Source organism: Pseudoalteromonas sp. G5_S1_54_S4 (genome assembly GCF_054968565.1).
Map to the genome: position 1 here is coordinate 106,244 of NZ_JBQKUL010000004.1, position 25,256 is coordinate 131,499.

The following is a 25,256-nucleotide window of genomic DNA, read 5'->3' on the forward strand; positions in this document are numbered from 1 at the left end:
AATAAATTAATGTGACCAATGAATGTGCTTAATCTTCCATTCACCATTTTGCTTTTCGAGAACCATTGTTTCCATGCCTTGATAATCGCGTTCAACACCTTTATGAGTACCTGTAGTTTGACTACGCGACGCAGAGATAGCGGTATTTCCAAGTATCGTCACTTGATGTTCAAGTGTGTCGCTCTTCATCGCTGCTAAATACTTCATATCCGACAACATATGATGATGAGCATATTCATCAGCGCTCCTTTCAACGCGGCCTCCCTCGAAAATGATGACATCATCCGCTAACTGCGCTCTAGCCTGTTTTTGATTGCCAGTTTCAAGTGCTTGATGAAATGCCAAAACAACTTTTGCGGCTGGTGTATCTACACCTTTAAACAATCCTTTGTCTTTATTCTTATCACCATGAGCGTTTGCTGCGAAACTAAACGTCATTAATAAAACGAGTAGGATATTTATTGTTTTCATTTTCATTTTCTCTTTTAGGTTTTAATTTGCAGGGCCAACAACACTAGTAAGCCCAGCCGTTACAGATAAAATGGCAAAAGCTACTACCATTTCTATCGAGATAGATTTAGATAAAGCCTCTCTGCCTTGACTATTTTTAAGTTGTGGAACGAGTATTAGTTTATGTTTAGCAGCAAGTGCCAAAATAGACACTACAAGGGCCAATTTAAACAACAGTGTTTGTCCGTAACTTGAGCTTATTAGTGCATCAAGACTTCCGACCAATTGAATCACGAGCCAGAGGCCTGCTACCAACAATAGGCTCAATGTAAAACTTGCTTGTTTGCCAAAGCTTTCCATCAGCAAATGAAGTTCTGCATAACTTAGCTGATGGCAAGCCTGTTTTAGTGGCAATAACGCCCCAAACCACCATGCCATAACGAGCACATGCAAAATAAGCAAGCCTTTTTCAATTGTGCCTAACTCAGAAATATGACCCAGTAACGTGAATGAGTATGCAAGGATTAATAAACTCAACATTAAAGCGCTTTGTTTTAAGTACGAGTTCACAGCGAGTTTGAACCTTAAAGCTAAAGCGATTATTGCGGTAACTAGCCCAAGCGCTCGAAGCAAAGCTCCAGTGCCGACAGAGGAGTCCCACATAATAGCCAATATATCAGCGTCTATCGCCCCCTGAATTCCCTCTTCTGCCATTGCACCAGTACTGGCAAAGAACCAAGTAATATTAGCGATCAAAGCCATAACTATATAAGTTCTTGTCCACGTTAAATTCGCTATTACAGCATTAGTATGAGATTCATTATTCTCAAATATTTGCCTGAAAAATGTATAACCAGCAATACAGGCAAAGCCGACGTAAAATACAATTTTTGACAGTACAATGACTGTATTCCAGATATACATTTCCATATCAATCACACCGCCTATTTTAGTGAACCATAAAGCCGAAGCTATGTTTCATTTTATGACCATCGTTACCTAAGAAGGTTACATCCACAGCATAGTTTGCAGGAGCTAATTTAGGTAGTTTCCATGTAAATTTGCTAGTAGCGACTTTAGAAGGCTCGAATCCAAATTTAAATTCTTCGCCTTGTTTATTGGCCAATGAAACTTTTACAACCCGTACCTCTTTGGTGAACACCAAAGTTAACTCTTCTGGAGGATTCATTAGCATTGCATTATCAGCAGGCACACTTTTTTCAAGATGCACATGCGCAAATACCGCACTACTAAAAACGACACTGATTACGGTTAAAAATTTAATTAATGTTTTCATATATACCTCTATTTATTTAATGGATTAACGACTAAATTTATCTTTGAAAATTTGATTACTTGGAATCCCAGCATCTGTAATTATTTTTTCCACTTCACTCATCATTGCTTCTGGACCGCACAAGTAAAACTCAGCCAAAAGCAGTTCTGATTTTTGGTTCATATACGGCAGAAGTACTTTTTGAACATAGCCTGAGTGCCCTTGCCATTCTTCTGAAGGATTAGAAAGAGTAGGAATATAAGAGAAGTTTTTATGCTTCTCACTCAGTGACTTCAATTCATTATGGTATAGCAAGTCATCTTCAGTTCGCGCACCATAGATAAGAGTCAAACCACTTTTATCTTTATGCTTTTTCAACTGTTCAAAAATAATAGACCTCAGTGGTGCAAGTCCTGAACCCGCACCAATAAACACGCGACTAACTTTTTTATTTGAAGTGGCATAAAAATCAGAAAAAGGGCCTTTTGCAGTTATCGTTTCACCTACTTGGAGTGAACCTAAATAACTTGAACCTATTCCTGCTTTAAAACCATTCTTTGCGGTCTGCCAACGGATATTAAACATTAACTCATCAGACTCCTCGTCAAAGTTAACTAATGAGTAGTGGCGAGTTACACCGTTATGAGAAAATTTTCCATGATAGTAGCTATCCCAGTATTTTTCATAGCACTCTGGCATATCATCTGGACGTAAGCTATTCATCCCTGCTGGCACATCAAATTGCATATATGCACCAGCTTTAAATGCCAACTGTTTGCCTGATTTCAGCTTAAATTTCACTTCCTTGATAAAAGGAGTAATGAAATTAGTCGCAACCACAACTAGCTCATGATTTTCAATATTGCGATCAGTATTAACTTCAATCGAACTAATTTCAGAGAACCTATGCTGACATCCAAGCCGATAACCTTCCTTAAGTTGCTCCTGAGATAAATGTTCCTGTTCAGATAGTGTGATAGGTAATTTAGTTGAACTTAAGAACACGCATTTGCCACAAGTACCGCCACCACCGCAACCTGAAGGAAGGTATACATGTGAACTAGCTAGCCCTTCTAGTACAGTTGAGCGACCAACTGCTGAGATGTCAGTAATAGTATTTTCATTGGAAAACGTCACTGCCACTTTTTGCCTGTTAGTGCCCCAACCTAGCTTCAGTAAACCACTTCGATACTGTTGTATCAGCCAAGTAACACCAGTAATTGAAAGGAATAGCGTTGCAAAAGCAAATGCAATGATCAACCAATGGTTAAATCCTCCAGAATTGCCATAGTCCATAAAGTGAAGCTTCATCATCAGATCTTTCAATCTGAAATCATCATTGGCATGGCGAAGTACTTGACCTGTAATACTATCTAAATAAATAGTTGTATTGTTCTCATCCTCAACGGCAACTTGCCACATAGGATTTTGCTGCCTTACGTGATCAGAAAACGGAGGTTGAGATAACACTGGAGTAGTTAACTTACCCTGTCCTGAGTAGGAGTTTTTTGCCAAAGTTAGTACTTGTTCTTCAGACAAATTAAATGGCTTTCCTGTTACAGCATCAAATAGCTTTGAGTGGCGTTCTTGATAGCTATGCTGCCCCTTATCGAACACAAAATGATAGTAAGGCTGATGTAAAACCCATATAAGGTTTACTTCCTGCGGAGCATTACTAGTAATGTCTTTAATAGGGAATAGGTCAAAGCCTGTAATGCTACCTTCATGATGAGAATGAACTCTAAGTTCATTACCACTGGCTTTACTGTGATCCATCAAATTGAAGTAAAGGCCCGTTCCCAACCAAATAAGCAGTTGTAAACCAACAAATAAAGAAAGCCACTTGTGTATCGTTGTATTTAACTTAAATAGTCGCATCAAATGACTCCCTTTTTATTTGGGGAAAGCACTCGGTAATAAGTCAATACTGCGCCAGTAATTGCTCCCATTAGACCTAGAGTTGCGACCAAGAACAAAAACCAGTTAGATACGTTTTCTCCATCATAGTAATCCATAATGTGGAACCGCCACATCCAATCAAACAATCGCCAGTAATCATGACGCTTGGCAACAAGTGATCCTGTTTGTTGACTTATATAAAATGTCGGTGTGGAGAATTGCTCAAACGTCACTCTCCAAACAGGTAAATGCCTTGGGGACAACTCAGCAGGCAAGTTTGTCGCTGACTTAATCAACCTTACGCTGTCGATTTGATGATTCAGCGCATAATGGTATTGTGCGATTTCTTTAGCCTTGATTTCATCTACAAGTGCCTGAACAGCTCCAGTTTTAGCATCTATTGCTACTTTTCCATTTTCTCCATTAATAAAAGAATACAAAGGACGGCCCATACTTTGAGTAAGTGTAACTTGGCTAGCTTTAGGATAATCCGCAGCTAGCTTTACAATGGAGTAATCCATACTTGCTAAATCTATTTTGGCTTCCTCACTCTTAGCCAAGGTTTCGCCGTGTATATAGTGAATATCCATAGTCACCATATACACGCCTGTAATAGACCAGAAGAGGAATTGTATTCCGACAAATGCCATTAGCCATTTGTGATATTTTCTAGCCGTGCTAAGCATTACTTTTTAGCTCCGCCTTAGAAAGCTCCTTGTTAAAGGCGTTTAATTCTGGCTTTTTAACGATTGAGTAAATTACTGGGAGCACAATTAGAGTTAGCAGGACTGCACTTGTCATCCCACCTACCATTGGTGCAGCAATACGACTCATAATCTCCGAACCTGTTCCTGTACCATATAAAATAGGCATTAGGCCGATAATGATTGTCGCTACTGTCATCATTACAGGACGAACACGTAATCCAGCACCGTGCAATAAGGCATCTTGATATTCATCTTCTGAGATGAGTTCAGCTCGCTCTTCAGCTTTTTCCTTAAGCTCAGCAAGTGCCTGATTGAGATAGACCAACATTATCACACCAATCTCAACCGCTACCCCAGCTAGAGCAATAAAGCCCACGCCAACAGCCACAGAGAAGTTAAACCCTTCCAGATACATCAACCATAAGCCACCAATCATCGCCATCGGCAAGGTAACGATAATGATAGCCACCTCACTAAACGCTCTGAAGTTTAAGTAAAGTAGAATAACAATAATGGCGAGTGTTAAAGGCAATACATAGGTGAGCTTTTCTTTCGCTCTTTCCATATATTCGTATTGCCCAGCCCAAGTAATTGAATAACCTGCTGGTAGTTTTAGATTATTAGCCAAGTGTATTTTTGCACTTTCAACATAAGTACCTACGTCAACACCGTCTATATCGATAAACGTCCAGCCATTTAAACGAGCATTTTCACTCTTAATTCCCGGCGGACCGTTCTCAACTCGAATATCTGCGACATCACCTAGTGCAATGCGTTGACCACTTGGTGTTACAACAGGTAATCGTGATAGCTGCTCAGGAGAGTCTCGATAGTCTTGCGGATAGCGTAAGTTAACAGGGTAACGCTCTTGACCTTCTACCGTTTGGGTAACGTTCATACCACCAATAGCTGTAGAAACCACTTGTTGAACATCTTCGATGTTTAACCCAAAGCGACTTGCCTTATCGCGTGAAATATCAACCTTGATATATCGTCCACCTGCAACTCGCTCTGAGTAAACTGATGCTGTGCCTGTAACTTCGGGTAAAATTTGCTCTATTTGTTGGCCGATTTCCTGAATCACATCAAGCTCTGGTCCGGCGACTTTAATACCCACAGGCGTTTTTATGCCTGTTGCTAACATGTCGATTCGGGTCTTGATTGGCATAACCCAAGCATTCGTCAAGCCCGGAAACTTAACCAACTTATCAAACTCAGCTTTTAACGATTCTGTTGTAACTCCCTCACGCCACTCTTCTTGAGGCTTCAACTGAATGAAGGTTTCAATCATAGTTAACGGTGCAGGGTCAGTTGCAGATTCAGCTCTTCCGATCTTACCAAATACAGTTTCAACTTCAGGCACTGTTTTAATTAGCTTGTCGGTTTGCTGTAGAATCTCTCTTGCCTTACCAATAGAGAGCCCCGGATATGTAGTCGGCATGTACATTAAATCTCCTTCATCTAGAGGAGGAATAAACTCGCTACCAATCTTATCAACAGGCCAAAAACCGACGATAGTCACTAATATTGCTGCTATAATTGTCGATTTTGGAAACTTCATTACTTGCTTTAAAACAGGCATGTAAATAGCAATTAGCAATCGGTTTAACGGATTTTTCTTTTCTGAAACAATTTTGCCTCGAATAAAGTACCCCATTAATACAGGCACCAATGTTATCGCTAAGCCTGCTGATGCAGCCATTGCATATGTTTTTGTGTAAGCAAGAGGAGAGAACATTCTTCCTTCTTGCGCTTCCAAAATAAATACAGGCAAGAATGAGACTGTAATGATGAGCAAACTAAAGAATAATGCAGGACCGACTTCACATGCCGCCTTTGAGACTATTTGCCAACGATTTTCATCTGTTAGCGGTGTCTTTTCCATATGTTTATGCATATTTTCAATCATCACTATTGCGCCATCTGTCATCGCACCAATTGCAATAGCGATACCACCTAATGACATAATATTCGCATTGATACCTTGCATATGCATGATGATAAATGAAGCTAAGATGCCAATAGGTAGAGTGACAAGTGCAACAATCGAAGATCGCAAATGAAACAGAAATGCAACACATACAATCGCGACGACAGCAAGCTCTTCGAGCAATTTACTCCATAGGTTTTCTACCGCCTCTTCTATTAAGCCAGAGCGATCATAAACCGTAACTATTTCAACTCCTTCGGGTAAACCTTTTTTTAACTCTTCTAATTTGGCTTTTACTCCATCAATGGTTTTTTGTGCGTTTTCACCAAAGCGCATAACAACCACACCACCAACAACTTCTCCTTCACCATTAAGTTCAGCGATGCCCCGTCTCATTTGTGGACCTAAGTTAACTTCTGCCACATCGCCAATAGTAAGCGGCGTTCCTTGTTCGTTCACACCGAGAGGGATCAACTCTATATCTGAAATACTTTTGATATAGCCAGTAGCGGTAACCATGTACTCTGCTTCAGCCATTTCAACAACAGAGGCACCTGTTTCTTGGTTACCACGTTTAAGGGCCATTTGAATGTGACTAAGTGGTATACCGTAGGCTCTTAACTTATCGGGATCGACTTGTACTTGATATTGTTTAACCATTCCACCAACGGCAGCAACCTCTGACACTCCGGGGACAGTTTGCAATTCATATTTTAAGAACCAATCTTGAATACTACGCAATTGGCTAATATCCAAGTTGCCCGTTTTATCTACAAGAGAATATAGGTAAACCCAGCCAACACCTGTCGCATCTGGCCCTAGTTGTGGACGCGCACTAGCGGGTAGTGAAGGGGCTACTTGACTTAAATATTCAAGTACTCTGCTCCTTGCCCAATATAAGTCAGTGTCTTCGTCAAAGATGACGTAAACAAATGAGTCACCAAAAAATGAATAGCCACGAACAGTAACAGCGCCGGGAACAGACAACATTGCAGTTGTCAGTGGATAAGTAACCTGATCTTGAACAACTTGCGGTGCCTGACCGGGGTAATTCGTTTTAATTATTACTTGAACGTCAGATAAATCTGGTAGTGCATCAACAGGCGTATTCTTTATTGAAAATAGCCCACCACCAATCAAAATTAAGGTAGCTAAGATAACAAAGAAACGATTGCCAATTGACCATCTAATAATTGATTCAATCATTATTTTTCTCCCACTTAATGATTAGAATGATCAACAGCAGCTTTATTTTCCTTGCCGTGTTGTTCATCTGATTCAAGAGAAATGTCAGTGATAACTAAGTCATCTCTAACCTCAAAAGTGAAAGTGACATTATCACCGACATTGAAATCAACCATTTCTATATTGTCCGCGACGATAAAATCCATCGTCGCAGCAGGTCTATCCCATTTATCTATTGGGCCTCGGCTAATATTTAGAACACGCGTATCAACATTAATAGAATTAATTAGACCTGATACTGTTGCAAAAGATACTTCTTCACTCATATCACCAGGCTCACTCATGATATGAATTCCAGTAATTTCATATCCACCGTCTTCGGTTTTGCTCACTTCAAAGTGCAAAGATTGACCTGACTTTAATGAGTCAATATCGACTTTTTCAGCCACAGTAAAATCCATAACCATTTCAGGCCAATCCCAAGCTTCAGCAGGGCCATGTGAAATATTAACCATGCGGTGCCCTGCCATAACACTATTAACATCCCCTTGCATCCAAACAGAGTTAGGCACTTCATCATGAGTCATTCGTTTAAAGTCAGAGCTTTTACTTGATTCAGAATCAATCAAGAATTGGGCAGATGTCACCACAACGTCATCTTCATTTAAGCCGTCTAATATTTCGATGCTGTCGATATCAACCCGGCCAATAGTCACTTCAATAGATTTAAATTGCCCATCACCTAACGCAAGTACTACTCTGTCCTGTTTACCTGTTCTAATAACGGCTTCTTTAGGCACGAGGATGGTGCTATCAGCTTGATTAGCGTGAATAGAGACTTGTGCAAACATATTTGGTTTTAATTGATAGTCTGTGTTATCAAATTTCAATCTCACTCGGAGTGTGCGTGTTTTACTGTTCAATGTTGGATAAACATAATCAACGACACCAGCCCAGTCCTCACCGGGTAAATAATCCAGTGTCATTGATACAGGAAGTCCTTTTTTAATTAAGGCTGCGTCACGTTCAAACACTTCTGCTTCAACCCAAACTTGATCTAGCTGGACAATGCTTAATAAGGTGTTTCCCGGCTTTACATAAAAACCTTCTCTAACCTTCAAACCATCGACAACACCTGCTTGTGGTGAATAAAAGGTAACTGTTTGCTGAACCTTTCGTGTCTTTTCTAGCTTTTGAACAAAGTCTGCTGAAAGCTGTAACGCTTTTAGGCGATCTTTGGCTGCTGAAATTAAAGAACTATTGTTGCGCTTTAACGCTATTAACAGCTCTTCCTGAGCATTAACTAACTGAGGAGAATATAGTGTATAAAGAGGCTGCCCTTTCTCTACAGGGTTACCTGCTGCTTTGATGTAAAGTTTTTCAATCCAGCCATCAACCCGTGGGTGGATATGAATTAGCGTATCTTCATCATATTGAACATAACCTACCGTTGAGATTTCAGTATGCATATTTTTCAGTTCAACAGGTGCAGTGCGAACCCCAAGGTTATTCACTACATGAGGCGCAATTTTTACTGCTCCGGGGCCAAAGTCATCACCAGATGATTCTTCCTCATACACAGGTATTAAATCCATCCCCATAGGCGACTTACCGGGCTTGTCCCGGCGGTAATTAGAATCCATCGGTGCAACCCAATACAGAGGCTTTTTTTCTCCTGATGTTGCTTCATTACTATTACTGTTTGAGCCAGTAGCTTGATATAAACTCAATGCTCCAACACCAAGTGCTGCCCCAATGATGATGGCAATAATTGTTTTTGTATTCGTTGACATTATTTTTCTCCAAATTGCTGACTGGATAAGTGCTGATTAGTTTTGTGTGAAGTTTGCATCGACTTATGTTCAGCATTTGAGTTAGATTGAGAATGCGCAAAGAAATAGTTGATACGAGCAACTGTTTTAAGTGCGTCAACATCAATTCTTAAGGCTGATATTCTGGCATTTAATTCGGCAATTCTTGCTCGAACAACTTCGGCAAAATCGCCATCATCATTTGTGTAGGCTGTCAATGACGCTTCTGCTTGGTCATGAGTTTGTTTAAGGAGTTGTTCTTTATAGATAGATTGTCTATCTGATAAGCGTTTAAGCTGTCTTTGTTCTTTTTCTAAAACACTGATCATTTGCTTTGTCAGTAATAGTTTCTCGGTTTTAATAGTCTCTGAATCTGCAATAGAAGCTGCAACTTGCTTATCTTGTCTGTTTTCGGTAAACAAGGGTAAATCAAACGTTACCCCAACAGAAAATAAATCAGCTCGGCTATCACCAGAGGGCATATTGTCGCGATAGGCATAACTAGCATTAACACCCCATTGCGGCTCATATTGCTGTTTAGCTAATTCAACACCTTTTTCTGAAGCTTTGCGTTTTATATCAATTACAAGTATGGCTGGGTGATTCGAAAGCTCCTGAGCCAATAGATTTCTTGAGTAATTAGATGCTTTTAGGACTGTTGGATTATTCAGAGTAATTGCAGGTAACTTTTTAGAAACCCTAAACTCTAATGGTTGCGCGTCAAAGTTGAATGATTCATTCAAACGATCCGCATCGTAAATATGAAGCCACTCATTGAGACGAGCGATTGTCGTTTCTAGTTTCTGCTTTTGCGAAGTTAATCTGTCATCTAACTGCACGATTTCCAACTGAGCACGAATAACATCTTGCTGTCTAGTTTTACCAACAACGTTTGAATAGCTAGCTTTAGCCACTTCCGCCATCTGCTCAAAGAGAGACCAATCATCTTCAATCAATTTAATAGTTTGTTGGGCTAAGTAAGCATCTAACCAAAGTTGTGACACTTGGCTTTTCAACTTAGCTTTACGATCCTCTCGTAACAGTGGAAATTTCGTGGACTCAATTTGTAACTGGTCTTTCTTGATCTCTAGACTGTCGCCTCTCGGAAACATTTGAGAGACGCCAACCTTTAGCTGAGTCATTCCTTCCTGATCTAAATCCCAAGTATCTGTTGGTAAATTCATTATCCCTAGCGATACTTTCGGATCAGGCAAAGTACCTGAAGCAATACTTCTATTTTCAACTGCACTTTGTTTCAATCGGCTACCATGAAGCCAAGGATCATTTTGCTGAGCTAAGGTGATAGCTTGTTCAAGCGACACTACTTTCTCAGCTTGAGCTGAGAATACAGATAAGCCGAGTATTAATGCAGTTGAAAGTGAAGTAAGGTTTGAAGAGTTCAATTTCATTAGAATTGCTCCTCGTATGTTTTAACTTTTGCATAGACTTTGCTCGTTCCATCTTTAAATAGAATTAACACGTTGTATGGCATAAAGCGGTCATCGACTTCCATACCCGGAGAGCCAACTGGCATTGCTGGAACTGAAAGCCCAATCGCATTGGGATGTTCTTCTGATAAGAACTGCTGAATAAATTTAGCAGGTATATGACCTTCAAAGGCAAATCCATTTCTACTCACTGCCGTGTGGCATGAACGGTAATTAGGTTTGATACCATACTTAGTTTTGATGTTGCCGATGTTTCGGAAATCTTTGGAATGCGCAACGATCCCTTTGTCTTCAATATGAGTTATCCATTTTTTACAACACCCACAAGTAGGGGTTTTATAAACGATTAACTCCAAAGGTGTTACGTCGTTATTGTGTGCATGGTTATGTTCGTTGGCGTTTGCAAACGCAGGTGAAAGCAGCATTACTACTGCTATTTTTAAATACTTATTGATCATTTTTGCCCCCCAGACATCGCTGGAAAATATCTATAGCGCTACGACGCTATATTGACTAACAGAAAAATTAATTACATGTGCGAGAAATTTGGACGCACTAATCCTGTATTAGGCAAAAATTGGTGGACGATAAAGGGAAGTGGAAATTGAATGAGGTTGTTTAGATTGCAGAGCAGCTACAGATTCACTGAATATTTGAATATCTGTCGAATCAATACTGGAATTTAGGACTGTCGTAGATGAGCAAGCATTTGTAGGACAAACACAAACACCACAACAATCTTCTGATTGACCGTTACTGCTTTTATTCATATCACCATGCTCCATTCCTTCATGATGACTCATCTTGGAATGTTCCATGTTCATGTGTGATTCATGAGAACCTAATGACATTTCGCAAGACATAGCAGAATACGCAAATGCTTGCCCTACAAAGGCAACCAGCATAAGCGTTATTACTAAGACTTTTGAAAATGCTTTAGACATAAAATTCTCATAAAAATATACATGTCTATGCTAATACAAATTTTCGAATAAGTAAATTGATGTCATGTAAACATTTATGAATATTTGACTAACGTCAATTTTTTCAAAGAGGTAAGTGACAAATAATAATCTCATCAGACTTCTTATCTTCGCTATTCAATGGCTTTTATTTTGAGACTTAAGTTGCTCTCTCATTTCTAAAACTCGATCTGCCGAATAAGCTCCTGCTCTCATAACAACCAGTTCAACAAATGAAATATCAATTAACTTATGGTCAGCATCAATCACATAACAACTCCCACTATGTGTGTATATTTCTAACTTATCCTCATCAGCAGATTTGCTAACAATCTTTGAAGTCACGATTTGCTGAAATGGCCGAAACCTGAATGTTTCATCTTCAATAACCCCCCCTGATAAAAACTCGCCAAGAAATATTTTTTCAAATTCTTTATAGTCGTAAACAGATACTATGTAGGCATCCTTTAAATATATTCTATCCAACGTATTCCCGTACTAATAACTAGCCGGGAACATATCTCGCAGCTCTAATAACTCATTAGGAGAATACATACACTCATGCATTAAATTAAACTCAAATGCATTTACATCAAACTCTTTAGATTCAGCATCTAAGATATAAAAGTCAACACCAAAGCACTTACTTTCTAGACCATTGATTTCCAAAACCTTTATCGTGAATAAAGCATCTCCTTCTTTACCATTTTCATTTTCGTCAGCAAATGTGCCGTAAAGCACCCGTTCAACTTTTTCCTCTGTATCAGATTGAATTGAGATAAGTTTTGCGTTGGTTAGTTTTACTCTAGGTCTCATGCTTGAACTCCTTTCATATCTTCTACAGAAAAAGGACGAAAAAAACTTAGATATTTAACCCCATCAACTTTAAGCAAATTGTTGTCAGCATCAAAATGTGACAGAACACTAGATTGATACAACGAAATGTATTTTTCATAATCGATTGTGTTAAAAAAGTTGGTATCAACGCGCCTCGCATAAAAAACAAGATCTTGCTGTTCGATACGAACAATGAACTTCTGATCGCCATCTAGATTTTTGACTCGTAGACATAAATCAGGTTTGTGCCAATCAGATACAAAGGAAGGAATCAATGGGAAGCCATATACCAAATAGCGCATACCTTCGATTTTGAAGGTTGTTGGATTGAACTGAGCCTTATTTACTTTGCCGCTACTGAATAATTCAAGTGTCAACACCAGCCAGTGCACATGCTTAGAAAATGTATTTCCTTCAGAAATACAGCCTTCAAACTCACCATTATGGTTTACATGATTGATGTACATGTATTTTCTAATGTCATCCAAGGAAAGCTTTTCAAACGGAAACTTGCAAGCGATTAGCCTGAAATAACAACCATGAACTTTTAAATCTGCATATTGAACTATCAACGGATCATCAAAGGCATCAAAGTATGGTCGCCACTCTAAGCGGAAGTCTGCACCTGTATTTACAATAAACTTGGCATTTTCAGGCAACCCTAAAACTTGGTATATCACTGAAACTAACTCTAATGTTTCGATATCTACCAGCATCAGGCTTTCAATACGGTTTGCCATTGACTCAATTTCTTTATGAAGCGATTCAATAATTTCTTGATCATCGTATTCGTTGATCATTAAATATTTCAGGGAATCGTGCTTTAGAATTGAGTCCAGCTTTTTCTTTTCAAATACTTCAGAGAGATATTTATGGGTATCAGAAAAATGAGGGCAGTTATAAACACCTCTAGCCCACAGGCCTTGGGCGTAAAGATCAGGAAACTCTAATAACTCAGCAAACTCTTTTGCTTGTTTATTGAGCTTATTCTTTAATTGATAAAGTGAGATCACTTAGTTCTCCAAACAACTTTCCAATAAACAATGGCCTACCAACACATTGCTTTATTTATTGTTCAAATAACCAAATTTTTACGGATGCTCCGCTTCACTGTTCACGTTTTTCAAGGCGAAAAACATGTGTAGGCGTAGGCTGTCCGCACAACCTTTCACTCATAATATCGCTAAATTTTTAAATGGCAACTTACGGATTTGTACAAAATCAGTCAGAAATTTTGGCTTTGAACTCATCAAAGCTAAGTCCGAAAAGGGATATGACTAATTCTTCATTTATATTGGAACCGGGAAATTTTTTTTCAAAATTTCCAATGATGCTATCTAGGTGGCTAGCTAATATTTTTACTAAAAATATTTCCGAGTTTGGTGAGAGAGCAGACAGTGCTATCAATGGGTTGTCAAAGGATTCAGCTTTTATTTTTACTAGTAAATCGCTGTAACTGTTACAGTCATACAGACAAATAGCTAGGGCTTCTTGGGCTTGTCCAAGGGGAATAGTTAATAATTTAGATAATCGTTTTGCCTGCCTTTTTATATTTACTAGCAGGTCTTCTTTATTAAAAGACATCAATACACCAAAAAACGGCAACGCTAGGCCACGCACCTATGTCACTCAGTTTTTGTGAATATTTAATCTTTTAGTTCAGAGTAAATCCATTTCGTCCTGTTTTCGTGGGAACGGGCTTCTCTGAAAAGCCACTGCAAAAAGCAGTGGCTATTGTCGCAATATTATAAGGAAATGTGAATTGTAGTTTGATGCCTACATGTTCTTTTCAGTGAATTCAGCCAAGCTACTACGCTCTACTTCATCAAATATCAATACTGAGCCTTTTTCATAGTTTCTATACACGTTAACAGCCGCGCTAGCACCTGAAGATGCGGGTGTGACAAACTTATCATCAATCTGGGCTAAGTTGCCCAACACGATTGTGCGACAATTTTTGCCACCACGGCTTAACATGCCCTTAATTTGCGCTCTAGTCATGTTTTGAGCTTCATCAATGATTAAAACAGCATCGTCTATTGAACGACCTCGGAAGTAAGCCATACTAGTAAATTCTATATTGGCTTTTTCGATCACATGCTCAACAGTTGCACTAATATTACCTTCATTGTTATCACCTGAATGCATTGATATAAGCGCATCTGTTATACCTGCTAATAACGGCATTGATTTCTCTGTCAGGTCACCGGGTAAAAACCCCGGATCATCGTCCATAAAGTCTCTGGAGCGCACCACAACGATTTTTTTGTACTTTTTTAACTCCAATACTTGATGCAGCGCCGAAGCAACTGCTAAAAAAGTTTTTCCGGAGCCAGCAGGGCCAAGGATGATATTTAAGTCATAATATGGATCTGTTAATTGGCTTAAAGCTACTGCCTGACGCTGATTTTTAGGCAAAATGCCCCATACTTTTTCTTGTTTACGAGGCAATAACTTTGTGAATACCTCAGTATCTGTTACTTCTGAAATTCGCCCAATGTGTCCAGCTTCATCGTACCAATACATGTTTGGCTGAACTTCATCATTAAATAGACTTATTGGGAAAGTATAAACTTCTCCTGAAACCTTGAAGTCTTTGTCTGATTTAATTCGATCAAAAAGATCTCCTTTAAAGGCTTGTACCCCTGTGTATAAAAGATCAATATCTGATATTTGATTATCTACGGCAACGTCTTCTGCCATGACCCCTACGGTTCGAGCTTTCAAGCGCATATTAATGTCACGGCTAACAATTACTACGTCTTTATCTAAGTCCTTCTGAAGATACAGTGCATAGTTAATTATTCTATTGTCAGCGTCACTTCCAATACCGTGCTTTAACTCTTTAGCCATATCGAGCTGGGTATCAATTCCAATAAACAGTTTTCCTCGTTTAGCTGTTTCAGTAGAAGGCAGTGGAATACCAGCTTCCATCTCTTCTGCACTGTGCCCATTTATTATATCTTCAAGCATACGAATACATACACGAGCATCAGCACTAACCGATTTGTTAGTTCTTTCTTTTAAGTTATCTAATTCTTCTAGAACTGTTAGACAGATGTAAATATCATCTTGATATGACAGGATACTTTTTGGATCATGAACCAACGCAGACGTGTCAAGAACACGAGGGTTTCGGTTTTCAACAGAGCTTTTCATGACGCAGCCCTCCAAAAGTTTGCATCGTTGCTAGAATGCGTGTTGTACTTACATCCCAAATAACAAATACTCTGTAAAGATTGGCTATTGTGGGAATGCTTAAAGTCGTTACAAAAATCCATGTTTAGAGAAATTCTTTTTACTTTTTCTACAGGCCAATAAAAACAAGGGGGTAAAAACTTTAAAATCTTTCCAATTCGGGGTTGTAAAATCACCACCGCATTTTGAATACTGCGTCCGCGCATAAAGTTCACCGACTTAAACTGAATGTTGGCTTTTTCCATAATGTAATTACGGCTCGAAATTGGGTTTTCATCACCTTTATGCAGCACTTCTAAGGTATCGGTTATGGCAGCCAACCAAGGCGCCATTTTTTCTTCCTCGGTACCAGGCAAAAAGCCAATTGATTCTGCAATTTCAGGGGTATTACGGGTTACAATGACTTTGTCGTAAATACCTTTTTCAATCACCATCTCTAGCGCACACGCAAGTGCCAGTAAAGTTTTACCACATCCCGCTGGACCGGTTAAAATAACAAGCTCAATAGACGTGTCGAGCAAGGCATCAAGAGCCATTGCTTGGTAAATATTTTTTGGTTTTATTCCCCATGCACTTTGATGCATCAATCGCTCTGCACCAATATCTTTAATGGTAATATGCTCACCATCATACGATTTAACTCTAGCGGCAAACTGATCGCCATCATCAAGTAAATATTCATTACAAAACACATCAGGAATTAAATCTTTAGGGATATGATGAACTGTTTCACGTCCGTGTTGCTCAGTATTACACTCGCCAACATGCTGCCAAAAATCGCCCTCAATTTTTTTATAACCACTGGTGAGTAAATCAATATCGTCAATTAACTGATCAGTACGATAGTCTTCAACATATTTAAGCCCCGCCCCTTTGGCTTTTAAGCGCATGTTAATATCTTTAGTTACTAATATGACTTTTTTATCGCTGTGCTGGTTTTGTAAATGCACCGCACAATTAATAATACGGTGGTCGTTTTCATTGCCCGGCAAACCAGAAATAGAATCGGCAAATAAATGGTCGTTTACAATAATTAAGCTGCCTGTCGATCCGCCTTGTTTATTCCTTGGCAGCGCCACACCTTGTAACATTTGTTCAGGAGTTGCCTGACTCAACACCCCATCAAGGCCACGAATAGCCACTCGCGCATCGCGGCTCACATCGTGTTTTCTATCTTTTATATGATCAAGTTCTTCCAATACGGTCATTGGGATAACCACTTGGTGCTCTTGGAATGACAAATACGCGAGGGGTTCGTGAAGTAATACATTGGTATCTAGCACATACATTTTACTATCAAAATTTGAAGCTTTTCCCATAGTACTTTCCTTACGTTTTATGATTTTTATGCTATACCCAATAAACTAATCAGTGGTTACTAATAAACTTGATTAATTACTTAGGTATATTTTGAGTTTAGTCTATTTGTCATAAAAGTCTGTTTTATGACAAATATCATTTAGTTTGAATTTTCCACAAAATCGACGCACTAATGAGCGCTTAGGGTTGGTAATAATTCATACTTATAAAGTTAATTAAAAGTCAGGCAAATAGCGCCTTGCAGTGGTGTTATCTAACAGGTAACATAGCTGCCTTTTTCTTCATAGACGAGACATACATGAATTTTTCCTTAGGTCAGCGTTGGATAAGTGACACAGAGTCAGATTTAGGATTAGGCACCGTTGTTGCCATTGATGGCCGCCAGGTCAGCATTTTATTTCCTGCCAGTGGTGAAAACCGTGTTTATTCTTCTGCAGAAGCTCCGGTAACCCGCGTAGCATTTAATCCTGGTGATGTGATCCGAAGCGTTGAGGAGTGGGAATTACAAGTTGAGTCAATTGAAGTACAAGGCGAATTACTGTGCTATCACGGTGAACGTGTTGATAACGGTGAAAAAGCACAATTAAAAGAAACTTTTTTAGATCACTTTATCAAGTTCAATAAACCGCAAGACCGCTTATTTGCAGGCCAAGTGGACCGTTTTGATCGGTATACTTTGCGCTATCAAACTTGGTTACATCAGTTTGAACGTCAGCAGTCACCTATTAAAGGTTTAATTGGCCAACGTGCCAACCTTATTCCGCATCAGCTTTATATTGCCCAAGAAGTCGGTAAACGCTTTGCGCCACGGGTATTACTGTCTGATGAAGTAGGCTTAGGTAAAACCATCGAAGCGGGCATGATTTTACATCAACAAATTATCACCGGTCGTGCCAGCCGTGTACTTATTGTTGTGCCTGAGAACTTACAACACCAATGGTTAGTAGAAATGCTACGCCGTTTTAATTTACGTTTTTCAATTTTTGATGAAGAACGCTGCGACGAAGCGTTTGCTGATTCACCCAATGTATTTGATACCGAGCAACTGGTGCTTACTAGCCTTGAGTTTTTAACCAAGAAAAAACGCTGGTTTGAACAAGCTACTTTGGCCGACTGGGATTTATTAGTAATCGATGAAGCGCATCATTTAAGCATTAACAACAATAAACCCAGTGCCGAATACCAACGTATGGCTGAGCTGAGCCAAGATATTCCAGGGCTAATTCTTCTTACCGCTACGCCAGACCAACTGGGTCATCGTAGTCATTTTGCTCGTTTACAACTGCTCGATCCAGATCGTTTTTACGACTATGACGTATTTAAAGAAGAAGAAGCAAACTACAAAGACGTTGCCGAAGCTGCTAATCAGTTATTACAAGAACAAGCACTGGATGACAGCGCAAAAGCCACATTAATTGAGCTATTAAAAGAAACAGATATCACCGATATCCTTGAAAAAGCCCAACAAGGCGACCTTGCTGCACGCAAAGAAATACTCACTATGTTATTAGATCGCCATGGCACTGGGCGCATATTATTTAGAAATAGCCGCAGTGGCATTGATGGCTACCCTAGCCGTAAATTACATGCCTACCCAATGGCATTACCTAAGCAATACAAAACAGCAATGACCGTACTGGGTAATATGAGTGGCATTCAAAATGCCGAGCTCAGTGCGCAACGTGCACTTTTCCCTGAAAAAATATTTCAAGAATTTGAAGGTGAAAGCGCAAGTTGGGGATTATTTGACCCTCGCGTAGATTGGTTAATTGAAACGCTAAAAACACTCAAGCGTGAAAAAGTACTGCTTATTTGTGCTAAAGCCGAAACAGCGATTAGCCTTGAGCAAATATTACGTGAACGCGAAGCAATTAAAGCGTCTGTGTTCCATGAAGGTATGTCGATTATTGAACGTGACCGCGCTGCGGCATTCTTTGCCGATGAATACGATAACGCACAAATATTACTGTGTTCAGAAATTGGTTCAGAAGGTCGTAACTTTCAGTTCTCACATCACTTAGTGTTATTTGATTTACCACTCAACCCCGATTTACTTGAGCAACGTATTGGTCGATTAGACCGTATAGGGCAAACACAAGATGTGAACATTCACGTGCCTTATTTTGAAAACACGGCACAAGAAGTACTACTGCGTTGGTATAACGAAGGCTTAGATGCATTTGAAAGCACTTCAACCACTGGGCAGTTGCTGTATAAAGAGTTTAGCGAAGATTTACTTGAGTACATTGCAGCTCATAATTGTGATGAAGATGAGCTAGATCCACTCCTTGAGCAAGTAGCACAAAAGAATGCAATATTACGTAAGCAAATGGAAAGTGGTCGAGATCGCTTACTAGAGCTACATTCATCGGGACAAGGTGCTGCTGACTCACTTGTAGCTGACATTGAAAAGCTCGATAACCAGTTTGAACTGCCAAGCTACATGATCAACGTGTTCGACACCTTTGGTGTAAGCCAAGAAGATAAAGGTGAAAACACCATTATTTTAAAGCCCACTGAGCACATGTTAAACGCTTCGTTCCCATCGCTAAAAGACGATGGTATGACAGTAACCTTTGACCGTGATACCGCGCTTTCTCAGGAAGATGTGCACTTTATTAGTTGGGATCACCCTATGGTGCAAGGCACTATGGATATGATTTGTGATGATGATTTTGGTAGTTCATCGGTGGCGTTACTTAAAAACAAAAAGTTACCACCAGGCACCTTTTTTGTTGAGCTAATATTTGTTGCCGAAGCCATGGCACCAAAAGTACTGCAAGTGGGTCGCTTTTTACCCCCTACGCCAATTCGTATTTTACTCGATAAGAGCAGTAATAACTTAGGTGAAAATGTTGGTTTTGATGGCTTTAATCAGCAACTATCTGCGGTAGGTCGTCAAACGGCGAGTAAATTAGCTGGTGCATTGCAAAGTGCGGTTCATCCAATGATCAATACCGCAAAAGACATGGCGCAACAAAAGCTGGATGTTATCCGTGCCGAGTCATTAGCAAAAATGCAAACATCGTTAAGCGAAGAACAACAGCGATTAGTTGCACTGAAGCAAATTAATCCAAACATTCGCCAAGAGGAAATTACCTTTTACGATAAACAACGCAATGAGCTAACCGCACATATTGAAAAAGCGCAGTTAAAACTCGATGCGATTCGTTTGATTGTGGTTTCGCACTAAGGGATCTAGCTGTTAGCTATAAGCTGTCAGTCGTTAGTTAAAGAGCAACTAACGTGTGCATCGAAAAAAGCGCGATATTTATATCGCGCTTTTATTTTTATATCAATAAGGTACATCTAAATTTCAAATACTAAGCTTATAGTATTTAATTTTATCAATTACTCATTAGTACTTATTTAATTACAGCCACTCATCAGTATCTTGGCCGCCTAAAATAGCCATTATTTCAACATCCGTTGCTGAAATTCTGTAATAAATACTGTCTGAGCCACAAACGGCACGCCGATAACCTGTACGAATATGTTCAACTGATTGATAGGAATAAGGATTTTCAGCTAGCTTTTCAAACATAGAAAAGAAACTGTAAAAGTAAATATCTGCTTGCTGTTGTGAAAATGCTTTGCAACCATATTGATAAATACGACGTAAGTCTTCTTTGGCATCGTTTGAAAGTTTAAATGTGCGCACTACTTAATGCTTGCTTTAAATTCTGCTAACATTTCATCGGCAGATTGAGCACTAAAACCGCTTTTTTCTGCGTTAGCAAGCTTACTATTTATAGCTTCAGCCCTTCTTGCACGTCGAATTAAATCATTCACCAATTCACTTTTATTAGCATAATCACCGATGTTCTCAACGTGATTACGTAGCCATAAATCATTTTTTTCAGTAAGTGAAATACTTTGTCTTGCCATAATGAATTTCCAAAACGTTAATCTGGTGTAATTTTACACCAGATTAAAAAATACGCAATTAAACTTTTACCTTTTCCCTTGAGCCTAAGACCTCACTCCACTAAAATAGCGCACTTCAAAATCACTGAGGTCTGCCGTGTTAGTTAACTACAATCCCCCTATGAGCCCGTATTTAACTATACTGTTTCAAGATGATGATTTACTTATTGTAAATAAGCCTAGCGAGTTACTCACCGTCCCAGGTAAAGACCCAAAACATGCCGATAGTTTAATCAATCGCGTCAATCGTGTTTTTCCTAGTGCTAAAATTGTTCACCGTTTAGATATGGCTACCTCTGGCATACTTTGCTTAGCAATGAACAAAGCTGCTCATCGGCATTTAAGTATGCAATTTCAAGAACGCGAAACAGCAAAACGTTATATTGCACGTGTTTACGGGCAACTTGAAACTGAAACAGGCTCTGTTGATTTACCGCTTATTTGTGATTGGCCGAATCGTCCTAAGCAAATGGTTGATCATGACAATGGCAAACCTTCGCTCACTCATTTTAAAGTCCTTGAACGTGAAGCACAGGCAACCCGTGTAGAGCTTATTCCTATTACAGGGCGCTCACATCAGCTGCGCGTGCACATGTTAAGCTTAGGCCACCCTATTTTAGGCGATCGTTTATATGCTCACAAAGACGCACTTGCTGCGGCACCTCGCCTACAGCTACATGCACAAATGCTACAACTCAAACACCCTGTAACGGAGCAAGTACTTACTTTTGAAGCTGAGAGCGAGTTTTAACAAGGATTAATCTTTTAGCTATTTACTGTAAATAGCTAAACTTTAAGAGTGCTTCGCCGATACATAAATAAGATTTAAATTAAAAGCTTATTTATGTTTATTACGCAGATGTTTAAAGCCATTATTACTACTCTTGTGCTTGGCTGTACGTTAATCAGTTTTCAAGCGCTTAGTGCTGAGTATATCGCTCCCCCTCCTTTTTCAAAAAATATTGATGCGGATATCTCTCGCCTAGCCCAAAGTGATGAAGTAAAGCCTATTTTAGCTGGTGATACTGAGTTTTTAACTTTATACAGTGAATATATGAGTGCGGACTTTAGAGGTGTTGTAATACTTATTCCTGACTGGCAATCAACGCCAACAAACAATGCAGGCATGAATTTCTTACGTAAAGAGCTGAATAACTACGGGTATACCTCTTATGCAATGACAGTTCCTGATATTGATTGGCAAGCAGCTCAAGATGATGCAGCAAAAACGACCAATAATTCCGTGGGCACAAATAATAAAACAGCCAACGCAAATACTAAGCCAAACACCAGTACACAAAAACAGCCCCATCATGCCGACTATGTTGAGCAAGTAAATACTGAGGTGGTAGACAATTACAAGTTAAAACTACTCGCTCGCTACGACGCTTTATACCAACAAGCTGCGATGGAGTCTGAGAATATTGTTGTTATTGCACAAGGCACCAGTGCTGGGGTGTTATTGGAGCATTACGCTGAGTTTTCAGACTCAAAAATAAACGCCTTCATTAGTTTAAGTAGTTACCTTCCTAATACAAAACGCAATGCAAAGTTAAGCCAAATAACATCTTTGGTTACCCCTGCTTTGTTAGATATTTATTTTGCTACAGACAGTAATGATATTTTAATGAATCTTAAAAAACGCCAACGTTGGGTTAATCGAAATGCAAAGTTTGATTACCGCCAGCGCCAGCTGTTTGGATTACGCGATGCGCCGCAGCAACATGCACGGCTAAGCAAAGAAATAGACGGTTTTTTACGCCGCCTTTTTTAAATACTCGTAAGCGGCTTGAATATCTTGGCTTTTTTTAACCGCGACTTCCATCATATGCTTAGGTAAACCTTGCGATACGAGCTTATCAGGATGGTGCTGAGCCATAAGCTTTCGGTAGGCTACTTTAATATCACGTTGCGACGCGTCTTTATTTAACCCTAATAAGGCCAATGCCTGCGAACGGTTCATATCATTACTTGGTGGTACATGATGTCCTGAACCTTCGCGGTAGCTGCTACTTTGACTTTGCTGCTGTTTAAAACGCTGTTGTTGCTGCCTAAAGTTAAACTCTGCTTGATAACGTTTTAATACAAAGGCAAAGTGTGCTTTAGACACACCTAGCTGCTTACTAACTTCTTGCAGTAATTGCTTTTCTTGTGCAGCAAGTACCCCGTCAGAAAACGCCATTTGAATTTGAATTTCTAAAAATAACTGCAGTAAATCATAACGTTTAGCAAAACGTTCTTTAAAATCATAAACCGTATCTTTGAGTGAAAAGTCGCTATCTTTACCCGATTGAAATGCCTGCTGCGCTTCACGGCGCTCTTCGCCTTTTAAGCCCATTTCATCCATAAACAGCGTCGCTGCTTTAATGTGGGTTTCGCTAACACGGCCATTCGACTTGGCAATATGCCCCATTACCGCAAAGCAACTCGAAAAAAACAACGCTTGGCGTTCGTTAACATCATCGCCTTTAAAAAGGTTAGAGAAGCCGCCAGCTTTATCAAAGTCTTTTTTTAGGCTTTTATCAAACATATGGCCTAGGTATAAGCCTAAAATGGCACCAAATATTTTGCCAAACATAAAACCAAAACAGAAACCGAGAATTTTTCCCCACATTTTAAAACTTACCTCTAGTGTTTTATATTTAGCTTATGGTGCTAATTGTTGGTTAAGAGCCGATAAACGCTCTGGTGTGCCTATATCGTCCCATTGGCCAATATAGAGTTCAGTGGAGACTAAATGTTCATTTAATTTTTCACGTAGTAAAGGGCCTAATGGCCGAATGCCTGGGGCTAGCCCCTCAAAAAAGTCAGCTTGATAACGCCCTATCCCTGAAAAAGTATATCGCTGGCTATTTGTCGGTAAGTGGCTCAGTGCAAAATCGCCATCAGGATTATGCGCAGGGTTTTCAACCAATACAATGTGCGCCTCTTTAGGCTGTAAATGTAGCTGCATTAATGCACTAATATCGTAGTCGCTGTAAACATCCCCATTAATAACAATAAATGACTCACCTAATAAAGGAAGTGCTTGAATAATACCGCCTGCAGTTTCAAGCCCGCCAGTTACTTCCTGGCTATAGGTTATAGTCACGCCCCACGCGCGCCCATCAGCAAAATAGGTTTTTATTTTATCTCCTTGCCACGCAAGGTTAATTATTATTTGAGTAATACCTGCAGCCTTTAGGCGCATAATATGATGCTCAATCAGTGGTTTTCCCGCTACACATAACATAGGCTTAGGTAACTCTGCGGTGAGCGGCATCATACGTTTACCGCGCCCAGCGGCTAATATCATCGCCTTCATGGTTGTTCCTCTTTTAACCGCTGTTGCACCTTTGGCACCACGCTAGTTTTTATCAAAGCCGATAAGTCGCTAAGCTCAGGATATTGTGCCGCCACCTCTATTACGTATTCAAGTGTAGGGAGTATATTTGCTAAGTAACCTTGTTTACCATCACGCAAATATAAACGACAAAAAATACCCGCCGCTTTTAAATGGCGTTGCAAACCCGTTAAATCAAACCAATATTTAAATTCTGCAAATGACTCGTTAGTTATTAAACCTTGGCGTTTAAATTCGTCGTAACCAAACTCAAGTAAGTGAGCAAGCTCGTCTTTAGGCAATTTAAAGTAGCAGTCTCTTAAAAGCGAGACCAAGTCATAACATAATGGGCCTTGTACCGCGTCTTGATAATCAATAATCGCCCATTGCTGCTCGCAGCGCATAATATTACGACTGTGATAATCCCGGTGCATTGTGACTGTAGGTTGCTCAAGCAGTGTATTTATTAGCAGCGCAGTGCTTGTTTGCCAAGTCTGTTGCTGCTCAGCGCTGAGCTCTGCGCTAATAAAATCATTAACCAGCCAATTTTTAAAAATATCCAACTCTAATGCAATAAAGTCACGGTCATACGGATTCATTGACGGCGCGGCTGGAGTTTTTGCCCACTTGGCACTTAAACTGATCAGTTGCTGGTAATATTCGCTGCGATTGGCATCATCAAGCAAGTCAGCTAAATGGGTGCTACCTAAATCACTTAGAATAAAAAAACCTTGCTGCTCGTCACTATGAATAATGGATGGTAATAAAAACCCCTGCTCAGAAAACACCTTGTTTAATGCAATATAAGGGACGTTGTTAACTTTTTTTGGATCGGAGTCCATCACAATAAAGTTTTTATTTTCAGCGTTTAACCTATAATAACGGCGAAAACTGGCATCTGCGGTTATTGCATTAAGCGCATAGGATTGCTCACCAAAGTGAGTATTAATAAACTGTTGTAAACTCTCAAAGCGTGTCATTTTA

24 protein-coding genes are annotated in these 25,256 nt (G+C 39.6%); 3 read left to right on the plus strand and 21 right to left on the minus strand.

All coding sequences use genetic code 11. The features are described 5' to 3' along the window. Positions 1–6 precede the first annotated feature (6 nt). The 16 genes from ACTRWE_RS03105 to ACTRWE_RS03180 form a co-directional block, all read right to left on the minus strand. Positions 7–477: a YybH family protein gene (locus ACTRWE_RS03105; protein WP_462879474.1), complete on the minus strand. Its 471-nt coding sequence runs from the start codon at positions 475–477 to the stop codon at positions 7–9. Between the two features lie 15 nt (positions 478–492). Then, the gene (locus ACTRWE_RS03110; protein WP_024596191.1) at positions 493–1,380 is read right to left on the minus strand and encodes a copper resistance D family protein; all 888 of its coding nucleotides are present in this window, start codon (positions 1,378–1,380) and stop codon (positions 493–495) included. Positions 1,381–1,399: 19 nt separating this feature from the next. Then, positions 1,400–1,747, minus strand: a complete 348-nt coding sequence (locus ACTRWE_RS03115; RefSeq protein ID WP_004589258.1) for a copper resistance CopC family protein — start codon at positions 1,745–1,747, stop codon at positions 1,400–1,402. 24 nt (positions 1,748–1,771) lie between these two features. Then, positions 1,772–3,604, minus strand: coding sequence for a 2Fe-2S iron-sulfur cluster-binding protein (locus ACTRWE_RS03120; RefSeq protein ID WP_024596190.1), 1,833 nt, complete (start codon positions 3,602–3,604; stop codon positions 1,772–1,774). Beyond that, positions 3,604–4,215, minus strand: a complete 612-nt coding sequence (locus ACTRWE_RS03125) for a PepSY domain-containing protein (RefSeq protein ID WP_232311327.1) — start codon at positions 4,213–4,215, stop codon at positions 3,604–3,606. The genes ACTRWE_RS03120 and ACTRWE_RS03125 overlap by 1 nt, the downstream gene beginning before the upstream one ends. Positions 4,216–4,303: 88 nt before the next feature. Further along, positions 4,304–7,468 (minus strand): efflux RND transporter permease subunit, encoded by a 3,165-nt coding sequence (locus ACTRWE_RS03130; protein ID WP_462879475.1) that lies wholly within the window; start codon positions 7,466–7,468, stop codon positions 4,304–4,306. 14 nt (positions 7,469–7,482) lie between these two features. Then, complete coding sequence (locus tag ACTRWE_RS03135) at positions 7,483–9,240, minus strand: efflux RND transporter periplasmic adaptor subunit (RefSeq protein WP_392342951.1); 1,758 nt, start codon at positions 9,238–9,240, stop codon at positions 7,483–7,485. Continuing rightward, entirely contained in the window at positions 9,240–10,667 is a 1,428-nt protein-coding gene (locus ACTRWE_RS03140; RefSeq protein ID WP_392342949.1) for a TolC family protein, read from the minus strand. Before ACTRWE_RS03140 ends, ACTRWE_RS03135 begins: the two co-directional genes overlap by 1 nt. Continuing rightward, positions 10,667–11,164, minus strand: coding sequence for a DUF411 domain-containing protein (locus ACTRWE_RS03145; protein ID WP_004589252.1), 498 nt, complete (start codon positions 11,162–11,164; stop codon positions 10,667–10,669). Before ACTRWE_RS03145 ends, ACTRWE_RS03140 begins: the two co-directional genes overlap by 1 nt. 108 nt (positions 11,165–11,272) lie before the next feature. After that, positions 11,273–11,650, minus strand: a complete 378-nt coding sequence (locus ACTRWE_RS03150; protein ID WP_138686582.1) for a hypothetical protein — start codon at positions 11,648–11,650, stop codon at positions 11,273–11,275. A 156-nt stretch (positions 11,651–11,806) separates the two neighbouring features. After that, positions 11,807–12,154: a hypothetical protein gene (locus ACTRWE_RS03155; RefSeq protein ID WP_016899198.1), complete on the minus strand. Its 348-nt coding sequence runs from the start codon at positions 12,152–12,154 to the stop codon at positions 11,807–11,809. 12 nt (positions 12,155–12,166) lie between these two features. Continuing rightward, positions 12,167–12,484 (minus strand): hypothetical protein, encoded by a 318-nt coding sequence (locus ACTRWE_RS03160; RefSeq protein ID WP_462879476.1) that lies wholly within the window; start codon positions 12,482–12,484, stop codon positions 12,167–12,169. Then, the gene (locus tag ACTRWE_RS03165) at positions 12,481–13,518 is read right to left on the minus strand and encodes a hypothetical protein (protein WP_013465892.1); all 1,038 of its coding nucleotides are present in this window, start codon (positions 13,516–13,518) and stop codon (positions 12,481–12,483) included. Before ACTRWE_RS03165 ends, ACTRWE_RS03160 begins: the two co-directional genes overlap by 4 nt. A gap of 208 nt (positions 13,519–13,726) precedes the next feature. Next, positions 13,727–14,089 carry a hypothetical protein gene (locus ACTRWE_RS03170; protein ID WP_024595179.1) on the minus strand — a complete coding sequence of 121 codons (363 nt, stop codon included), beginning with the start codon at positions 14,087–14,089 and terminating at the stop codon, positions 13,727–13,729. 192 nt (positions 14,090–14,281) lie between these two features. Then, a complete protein-coding gene (locus ACTRWE_RS03175) occupies positions 14,282–15,664 on the minus strand; it encodes a PhoH family protein (protein WP_008464132.1) in 1,383 nt (460 codons plus the stop codon). Then, positions 15,661–17,022 carry a PhoH family protein gene (locus ACTRWE_RS03180; protein WP_076921935.1) on the minus strand — a complete coding sequence of 454 codons (1,362 nt, stop codon included), beginning with the start codon at positions 17,020–17,022 and terminating at the stop codon, positions 15,661–15,663. Before ACTRWE_RS03180 ends, ACTRWE_RS03175 begins: the two co-directional genes overlap by 4 nt. Before the next feature lie 299 nt (positions 17,023–17,321). Here ACTRWE_RS03180 and rapA point away from each other — a divergent pair, with 299 nt between their 5' ends. Next, positions 17,322–20,216 carry an RNA polymerase-associated protein RapA gene (gene rapA / locus ACTRWE_RS03185; RefSeq protein ID WP_462879477.1) on the plus strand — a complete coding sequence of 965 codons (2,895 nt, stop codon included), beginning with the start codon at positions 17,322–17,324 and terminating at the stop codon, positions 20,214–20,216. A 180-nt stretch (positions 20,217–20,396) separates the two neighbouring features. Here the strand turns inward: rapA and ACTRWE_RS03190 are convergent, their stop codons facing one another. Next, entirely contained in the window at positions 20,397–20,684 is a 288-nt protein-coding gene (locus ACTRWE_RS03190; RefSeq protein WP_350654096.1) for a type II toxin-antitoxin system RelE/ParE family toxin, read from the minus strand. Further along, positions 20,684–20,911, minus strand: coding sequence for a ribbon-helix-helix domain-containing protein (locus ACTRWE_RS03195; RefSeq protein WP_350654094.1), 228 nt, complete (start codon positions 20,909–20,911; stop codon positions 20,684–20,686). The genes ACTRWE_RS03190 and ACTRWE_RS03195 overlap by 1 nt, the downstream gene beginning before the upstream one ends. 136 nt (positions 20,912–21,047) lie before the next feature. Between ACTRWE_RS03195 and rluA the strand changes: the two genes are divergently transcribed. Both rluA and ACTRWE_RS03205 read left to right on the plus strand, forming a co-directional pair. Beyond that, on the plus strand, positions 21,048–21,701 hold the full coding sequence (gene rluA / locus ACTRWE_RS03200) for a bifunctional tRNA pseudouridine(32) synthase/23S rRNA pseudouridine(746) synthase RluA (protein WP_008113207.1): 654 nt from the start codon (positions 21,048–21,050) through the stop codon (positions 21,699–21,701). A gap of 93 nt (positions 21,702–21,794) precedes the next feature. Beyond that, positions 21,795–22,724 (plus strand): DUF3530 family protein, encoded by a 930-nt coding sequence (locus ACTRWE_RS03205; protein WP_350654092.1) that lies wholly within the window; start codon positions 21,795–21,797, stop codon positions 22,722–22,724. On the opposite strand, the gene djlA is transcribed toward ACTRWE_RS03205, so the two are convergent. From djlA to ACTRWE_RS03220, 3 genes are read right to left on the minus strand one after another with little or no spacing between them, the layout of a single operon-like run. Further along, positions 22,707–23,564 carry a co-chaperone DjlA gene (gene djlA / locus ACTRWE_RS03210; RefSeq protein ID WP_008113211.1) on the minus strand — a complete coding sequence of 286 codons (858 nt, stop codon included), beginning with the start codon at positions 23,562–23,564 and terminating at the stop codon, positions 22,707–22,709. The genes ACTRWE_RS03205 and djlA overlap by 18 nt on opposite strands. A gap of 33 nt (positions 23,565–23,597) precedes the next feature. Next, positions 23,598–24,254: an N-acetylmuramate alpha-1-phosphate uridylyltransferase MurU gene (gene murU, locus ACTRWE_RS03215; protein ID WP_008113213.1), complete on the minus strand. Its 657-nt coding sequence runs from the start codon at positions 24,252–24,254 to the stop codon at positions 23,598–23,600. Next, positions 24,251–25,252, minus strand: coding sequence for an aminoglycoside phosphotransferase family protein (locus ACTRWE_RS03220; protein ID WP_350654090.1), 1,002 nt, complete (start codon positions 25,250–25,252; stop codon positions 24,251–24,253). The genes murU and ACTRWE_RS03220 overlap by 4 nt, the downstream gene beginning before the upstream one ends. Between the last annotated feature and the right edge of the window lie 4 nt (positions 25,253–25,256).